The 7,288-nt window shown below is 48.1% G+C and carries 7 protein-coding genes; 3 read left to right on the top strand and 4 right to left on the bottom strand.

Going from position 1 to position 7,288, the window contains the following annotated elements; genetic code table 11:
• Positions 1-28: 28 nt before the first annotated feature.
• Positions 29-496 carry a LexA family protein gene (locus tag ACFQ2O_RS18595; protein ID WP_377531454.1) on the top strand — a complete coding sequence of 156 codons (468 nt, stop codon included), beginning with the start codon at positions 29-31 and terminating at the stop codon, positions 494-496.
• A gap of 296 nt (positions 497-792) precedes the next feature.
• Here the strand turns inward: ACFQ2O_RS18595 and ACFQ2O_RS18590 are convergent, their stop codons facing one another.
• The 3 genes from ACFQ2O_RS18590 to ACFQ2O_RS18580 all read right to left on the bottom strand — a co-directional run bounded on the left by ACFQ2O_RS18590 (position 793) and on the right by ACFQ2O_RS18580 (position 2,902).
• A complete protein-coding gene (locus ACFQ2O_RS18590) occupies positions 793-1,050 on the bottom strand; it encodes an Atu4866 domain-containing protein (RefSeq protein WP_377531451.1) in 258 nt (85 codons plus the stop codon).
• Positions 1,051-1,070: 20 nt separating this feature from the next.
• Positions 1,071-1,919: an SDR family NAD(P)-dependent oxidoreductase gene (locus ACFQ2O_RS18585; protein WP_377531449.1), complete on the bottom strand. Its 849-nt coding sequence runs from the start codon at positions 1,917-1,919 to the stop codon at positions 1,071-1,073.
• A gap of 74 nt (positions 1,920-1,993) precedes the next feature.
• Complete coding sequence (locus tag ACFQ2O_RS18580; RefSeq protein ID WP_377531447.1) at positions 1,994-2,902, bottom strand: helix-turn-helix domain-containing protein; 909 nt, start codon at positions 2,900-2,902, stop codon at positions 1,994-1,996.
• A 498-nt stretch (positions 2,903-3,400) separates the two neighbouring features.
• Here ACFQ2O_RS18580 and ACFQ2O_RS18575 point away from each other — a divergent pair, with 498 nt between their 5' ends.
• Together ACFQ2O_RS18575 and ACFQ2O_RS18570 are read left to right on the top strand one after the other, a co-directional pair.
• Entirely contained in the window at positions 3,401-5,608 is a 2,208-nt protein-coding gene (locus tag ACFQ2O_RS18575; protein WP_377531445.1) for an acylase, read from the top strand.
• A gap of 255 nt (positions 5,609-5,863) precedes the next feature.
• Complete coding sequence (locus ACFQ2O_RS18570; protein WP_377531443.1) at positions 5,864-6,235, top strand: hypothetical protein; 372 nt, start codon at positions 5,864-5,866, stop codon at positions 6,233-6,235.
• Between the two features lie 169 nt (positions 6,236-6,404).
• On the opposite strand, the gene ACFQ2O_RS18565 is transcribed toward ACFQ2O_RS18570, so the two are convergent.
• Complete coding sequence (locus ACFQ2O_RS18565; protein ID WP_377531440.1) at positions 6,405-6,947, bottom strand: REP-associated tyrosine transposase; 543 nt, start codon at positions 6,945-6,947, stop codon at positions 6,405-6,407.
• Positions 6,948-7,288: the final 341 nt, after the last annotated feature.

Below are 7,288 nucleotides of genomic sequence, written 5' to 3'. Positions count from 1 at the left end.
TACTAAAAATATTAGTTTTAGTTGAGCTATGAAACAAAAAACTATCATAAGTATTTCGAAAAGTGAGGGGCATGAATTGTACAGGATTGATGAGTTTGATGTACTGCAGGTGCCTTATTATGCCTCCTGCATTTCAGCCGGCTTTCCATCGCTGGCAGATGATTACCTGGATGAGCGTATAAGTTTAAACGAGTTCCTGGTGAAGAACCCCACCGCTACTTATATGCTGAAGGTGAGAGGAAATTCAATGGTAGATGCCAATATAAAAGATGGTGCTATACTTATTATCGATTTATTACTGGAGCCAGAAGATGGGCGTATTGCCGTTTGCCATCTCGATAATAATTTTACAGTAAAAACTATTCGAAAAAGGGAGGGAAAACTATTTCTAGAGGCTGCTAACGCTGCTTATCCTGCTATTGAAGTTACAGAGGCTATGAGCATGAAAGTGCTGGGGATTGTAACCTTTATCATCTTAAAGGCGGAGGATCAGTAAGTATAACGCAGCTACTGTTTATCGGTGGCAGTGTTTAGCCCTCGGCACTTAATAATCTATACTAAGCAACTATTACGTGTACGTGTTTAAATGCACTGAATTGGTCAGTTTTAATATAGGGTATCAGCAGAAAACGCTAAGTAGGAGGAGTGGCTACGCAAATTTTTAAAAGGTGTCGACTACTCCCTGTTAGTAGAAGATTTATACTTTAAGCAGAGCAGGAGTGAGGAAACGGGAGAGGAAGCGGTCCTTCTGCTTTGAAAGATGCCCTGGCTTCCTCTCCATCATTCCGTTTATTAGTTGTCTTCCTTATATAAGATCATGCCGGCGTGATAGAGAACTCCCTCTTTGAATTCTCCATCAGCCGTAAAGCCGGTGTCGTCTTTATAATCGATGTGGTTGCCTGTAATTTTATAATTCCCCTGGTAAGCGCTCTTTCTGTTACCACGCGCTTCGTCGTAGCGGTTGCCCGGTAGCAGCTCGTGCCGGATATAGCCATCGGCTGTTACCCACATGCCGATGTAGGCCCTGGTTTCTTCTATAGTTGTTGCCATAAAAAATAGATGCTGCAGGTTTAGCTTTGAACAATTTCTGTGGAGGTAGCCAGTGCTTTATATTCCTCCAAGGTTAGCCTGATAAGGTCGTTTTTCTGCGTGGCAGCAGCATAGGCATCCTTGCCCAGGAAAAGGTGCACGGGTGGCGCTGGCTGCTCACTTAGTTCTATCAGGATCTCGGCAGCTCTTTCAGGGTCGTTGGGTTGGTTGCCGTTAATGTCGTGGAGGTGAGCCTGCTCTACGGCGCGGGTACTTTCGTAAGCCGCAATCGGGTGGGCGGCTGTTTTAACGGAACCGCTCGACAGGAAATCGGTGCGGAAATAGCCCGGATATACCACCGATACGTGCACGCCAAAGTCCTTCATTTCTTCAGCAAGTGCCTCTGTAAGGCCTGCTACCGCAAACTTAGTGGCACAATAGATACCAAACCCAGGATAGCCTCCCGTGTATCCTCCAATAGAAGCAATATTGAAAATGTAACCCGATTTTTGCTGGCGTAAGTATGGCGAAGCGTGGCGGATAACGTGCAGCGATCCGAATACATTTACTTCAAAGTTAGCCTTTACTTCTGCCTCGCTTAGTTCTTCCAGGGTTCCTATCAAACCATAACCGGCATTGTTCACCACCACATCAATGCGCCCAAAGTGGTGCACGCAGCTGGCAATAGCTGCTTTTACATCATCGTTGTCGGTCACGTTCATTTCCAGGGGTAGAAACACCTCTGAAACTTCTCCTACCGCTTGCACAAGCGACTGCACGTTGCGGGAAGTGGCCGCTACACGATAACCGTTTGCTAGCAGTTTTTTAACGAAGGTAAGCCCCAGTCCTTTGGAAGCCCCCGTAACAAACCATACTTTCTTTGCGTCCATAGTTTTTCTTTTTAGTGATGGAACAAAGGTAGCGTGGCAGTAGCCGGTCAGGGTAACGAAATGCTAACCATACCTTACGAAATGCTAACACTTCGGAATTGGGTGGGGTTTAGCTGGAGCTTTTTCTTGAAGAAGTTATTGAAATGAGTTACCTCGGTAAAACCGAGTGCAAAGGCAATTTCAGACACATTCCAGTCGGTGTGCTTTAACAGGATTTTAGCTTCTTGCAGCAGGCGTTCGCTGATAAGGTCGGAGGTGGTTTTCTGCGTGGTTTTCCTTACGGCCCGGCTCAGGTGATTTACGTGGATGGAGAGCTGGTCGGCGAAATCAGAAGCAGAACGTAGCACGACTCGCTGCCTGGTATCTTCTATCGGAAACTGCCTTTCCAGCAGCTCCAGGAACAAAACAGAAATTCTGTGCGCTGCGTCGGTGTGCTGCTTTTCGGCCTGTTGGGCAGGCTGCATTTTGGCAGTATGGTGCAGAATCTCGAACACCAGATTTCGGAGTGCATCATACTTGTGGGTATAGGTAGAGTTGATTTCTTCGAACATGCGCTCAAACACCGCCTTTATTCTGGCAGTCTGCTCGTCGGTCAGTTCAAACACAGGGTTTCCGTGGGGCCGGAACATCTCATAGTTATTCAGATTGCCGAAGTGATGGAAAAAGGCTGGTGTAAAAACACAGAAGAAACCTGACTGCTGCTCATCAACTTGCTCCCAATTGTAGGGAATCTGCGGATTGGCAAATAGCAGCGCCTGTTTCTTTATCTCCACTACCTTGTCAGCATAATGTACTTTGTTCCGGCCGATGATAAGGCTGATCTTAAAATAATCTTTGCGGCTATACGGAATAGGCTTGGAGTGGCAGCCCACAAAGTCGTCGAGCTTAAACACGTTAAAATGCCCGATCTCCCTGCGGATATTGTCGGGCACCCAGTTCAGTTTGGTTTTATAAAACTCCTCAATCGTTTCTGTGCGGCTCATAATGCTATTTACGAAATCCTGCGCACTTGTGAGTGATGCTGTTTGATGTTTAAGCGCAATATTACTATCAAAAACTCTTTGATAACAAGATTACCTAATAGCACTCGTTCAGCAAACAATTTGAGAATAATTGCTACTTGGCGAAACAGAGGCAACAAGCATAATTTTCACTTGATCACTTTTTTATCTCTCTGGCGCGGATGCTCATCTGTGGTAGAAGAAGCAATTTAAAGACCTTGCGGTGTCCGAAGGTCCCGCGAGCGTCTGACGCTACAAGGCAAGAGCCCAAGTGCGACAATAAAAGTGAATTAATCGCAAACACAGTAACTCAAGTATAAAGCCCCTTCCTCCACTGTAGTAAGCATACAATTGCTGCTTTAATTTTTTACGCAGCTCGTACAGCTACTATAAACCCGCACCAGCGATGGAGCTGACAGGCAGGAGGTTTCTAAAATTATCCTTAAATTGGTTCATCGTTTCCTTTCATCAGATCAACCTATGCGCTATACTTTAAAACCCCAGTTGCTCCTGCTGCTGTTCTTGTTCCTGAACTTTTCTTCCTGCGCTGTAAAAGAGCAAGCCGAATCTAAAACAGAGGTGGTGGCTTGGGAGGAACAGGCTGCCCGCGTGACCATTATGCGCGACGACTTTGGCGTGCCGCACGTGTATGGCAAGACAGATGCCGATGCCGTTTTTGGCCTGCTGTATGCCCAGTGCGAAGATGATTTTAACCGGGTGGAGCGCAACTACTTGTGGGCAACCGGCCGACTGGCAGAAGCAGAAGGGGAGGAGATGCTGTACAGTGACCTTCGTGCCCGCCTATACATGACAGAGGCAGAAGCTAAAGTACAGTATGAGCAGAGTCCGGAGTGGCTGAAAAAGCTTTGCCAGGCTTTTGCCGATGGCATCAATTACTACCTGCACACGCACCCGGAGGTAAAGCCAAAGCTGCTGACGCGCTTTGAGCCCTGGATGCCGATGTACTTCAGCGAAGGCTCCATCGGCGGCGATATCGAGAGTGTTTCTACCAAAGGCATCAAGGCTTTTTATGGCGAGGATAAGTCGCTTGGAGTGAATAGCTATGGATTGGTGAAGCCGGGGATTCTGGAAGAACCAAAAGGCTCGAACGGCTTCGCGATTGCAGGCAAGCACACGGCTTCCGGCGATGCCATGCTGCTGATTAACCCGCATACTTCTTTCTTTTTTAGAGGAGAGGTGCATGCGGTGAGCGAAGAAGGGCTGAATGCTTATGGCGCCGTTACCTGGGGGCAGTTTTTCGTGTACCAGGGCTTTAACGAGAAAACTGGCTGGATGCATACTTCTGCCTATGCCGATGTAATCGATGAGTTTGAGGAGACGATTGTAAAGCAGGATGGTAAGCTGTTTTACAAGTATGGCGAGGAGCTGCGCCCTGTCACGACGAGTAAAGTAACGCTGGCTTACAAAGATGGGGGTGAGCTGAAGCAAAAAACCTTTACCACCTACCGCACGCACCACGGGCCCATCACGCACAAGAACGGCGACAAGTGGGTAGCCACAGCCCTGATGTGGAAGCCGGTGGATGCGCTGATCCAGTCCTATACCCGCACCAAGAAAAGCAACCTGAAGGAGTTTAACGAGATGATGCAGCTACGCACCAACTCTTCTAACGCCACTGTGTACGCCGATGCGGACGGTAACATTGCCTACTACCACGGTAACTTCTTCCCGAAACGCGATTCCTCTTTTGATTACTCCAAGCCCGTAGATGGCAGCAACCCAAAAACCGACTGGAACGGCCTGCACCCGTTGGAGGAAACTATACGACTCGTGAACCCGGCCAATGGCTGGATACAGAACTGTAACTCCACACCTTTTACAGCCGCAGCTGAGTATAGTCCAAAGAAGGAAAACTACCCGGTATACATGGCGCCGTCGCCTGAAAACTTCCGGGGCATACATGCCGTCCGCTTGCTTCAAAAAGCAGATAACCTGACGCTGGATAAACTGATAGAGCTGGCCTACGACCCGTACCTGCCGGGCTTTGAGGTGCTGCTACCGGGACTGGTAAAAGCCTATGATACTCAAAAACTAAATGACCCAAAGCTGAAGCAGGCCATTGACGAGCTGCGCAACTGGAACTATGCCGTGTCTAAAGAATCAGTGGCGATGTCGCTGGCGCATTTTTATGCTACCAATGCCTTGCGTAACGGCAGTGCCCCCAAAGACTTGAACCTGATGGAGCGTTTCGACTACTACACCAACACTGCACCGGAAGCGGAGCGCCTGAAGCTTTTCAGCGAGACCATCACCCAACTGGAGAACGACTTCGGCCAATGGAACACGCCCTGGGGAGAGATTAACCGCTACCAGCGGATTACCGGCGATATACAGCAGCCCTTTAACGATGCGGCTCCAAGTATACCCGTAGGCATGGCGTCGGGCAACTGGGGAGCATTGGCTTCTTTTGGGGCCAATACTTACAACACCAAGCGCCTGTACGGCACCTCCGGCAACAGCTTTGTGGCGGTAGTGGAGTTTGGCGATAAAGTTAAAGCCAAGACCATGTTGGCCGGTGGGCAGAGCGGAGATCCTGCCTCTCCGCATTTCGATGATCAGGCACAGCGCTATGCCGATAGGCAGTTTAAAGACGTAGCCTACTACCGCGAAGACGTGGAGAAAAGAGCCAAAGCCACTTACCACCCAGGGCAGAAAGCGAGCAGGTAATTTGCTTCTGATACAATTCATATCAACAGAAAGGCCCAAACGAATTAGTCCGGGCCTTTCTGTTGATTACAAGGTAACGCCGCTAGTGTGTACCTGTAGCCCCGACAGATATATATGCTGAAGGTGTAGCTGCTTTGAAATCCCAAGGCATTGGCTTAAGCTAATTTGAGTGTGGTGTACCAAAAGAAGTGCATTAGGAGAATTTATATTGCACGACACGGTACACGTAATGAAAGTAAAACATAAAGCAGCAATATGAATCTGACAGTAGGTTGTAAAGTAGCATGGACGGAATCGGTGTACACACCTTATGTAGAAGGGGAGACCTCGGCCTTTATCGGGGAGCGTACGATAACCGGCAGGATAACGGCAGAAGGATATGCGAAGAAAACGAACTACCATTTCTTCACGATACATGTGTATAGGGCGGAAGGGGTAAACGCGGAGGAGATAGAGCTGAACAGCAAGATCATCCGGCGGGGCGTGGTGATTTACCCGAAGTGCAGGATCATTTCTACTCCCGAAAATTACGAGGAACTGGTAAAGGAAAAGGCAGAGCGGAAGGAAAACAGCAGCCCCGTATGTTATGCACAGTCAAAAGGATTGCGGGAAGGCTTTGAAGATTAGCTAAAAAATTTATTTCCATTCTGTTAAAAAACCTGGTTGAAATAGAGAGCACCTTCCCCGGAGGTTAAGCTGTTACTACTTGCTCACAAGATCCTTTCAGGATGACAAAAAAAGAGAAGGAAACGACCCTGTTCTGCTGGCGCGAGCTTGCAGCTCGTGCCTCCACTCGTCAGGCAAAATCCATCTCCAGCACTCCTTTGTCACCGCTATAGTCTATCGCACTGCTATACTTCCAATGCTCCGGTTCCGTCACAAAACCAGCTTCCACAGGGTTGTTGTGGATGTAGTCGATCTTCTGGTCTATCACGGCTGTGCTCCACAGCTCAATAGGTTTGTTATGCTGCTGCCAGAACTGCCGGTGCTTTACGTTGCTGTTCTTTAACCTCGCCCGCTCCATCAGCCACAGCATCCACTCTGTTCTTTCTTGCTTATGTTCGGCAATGAGTTTTTGCAGCTGTTTGGAAGTATAGGTTTTCAGTTCCTTCAGCAGCACGCTAGGGTTGTTGTCTTTGGCCCGGAAGATGAGGTGCACGTGGCTGGGCATGATGCACCAGGCGTAGATCTCCATGCCTTTGTTCTTCCGGCAGTAGTCCAGGCTATCGGTAAGTAAGGCAAAGTACTCCTCCCGCGTGAACACGTCTATCCAGTACACCACCGCAAAACTCACAAAGTATAGCCCTTCCTTATTGTGAAATTTATACTTCCTGCTCATGTTTTTGCTTATACTTAGAACAGATACGCCCGGGTTTGGGAAGTATGACGCTAGTGCGAACTTGCAGCTCGTACTGTTACTTTGGTGAAGGTATAGCTGCGTGGACAAGAAAAGGCACGAGCTACAAGCTCGCGCCAGCGGGGGGCACAAGTTTTAACTCGCTTCAGCGTGGGTTTGTCAGAGTATTCTTGATACTAAAATTTTATCCCTGTATTATTTCTTATCAGCTTCCGCCTTTAGAAAATAAATTTCGAATTCTCTTACTAACTGTTCGTCACTCATTTTTTCTACCTCCTTCATTCTTTTTTCATATTCAATTTGTAGATCCTTCAATGATTGCT

The sequence above is a fragment of the Pontibacter rugosus genome (assembly GCF_042678745.1).
In the GTDB taxonomy this organism is placed as follows: Bacteria; Bacteroidota; Bacteroidia; order Cytophagales; family Hymenobacteraceae; genus Pontibacter; species Pontibacter rugosus.
This window is presented reverse-complemented; position numbering and strand designations above follow the sequence as displayed.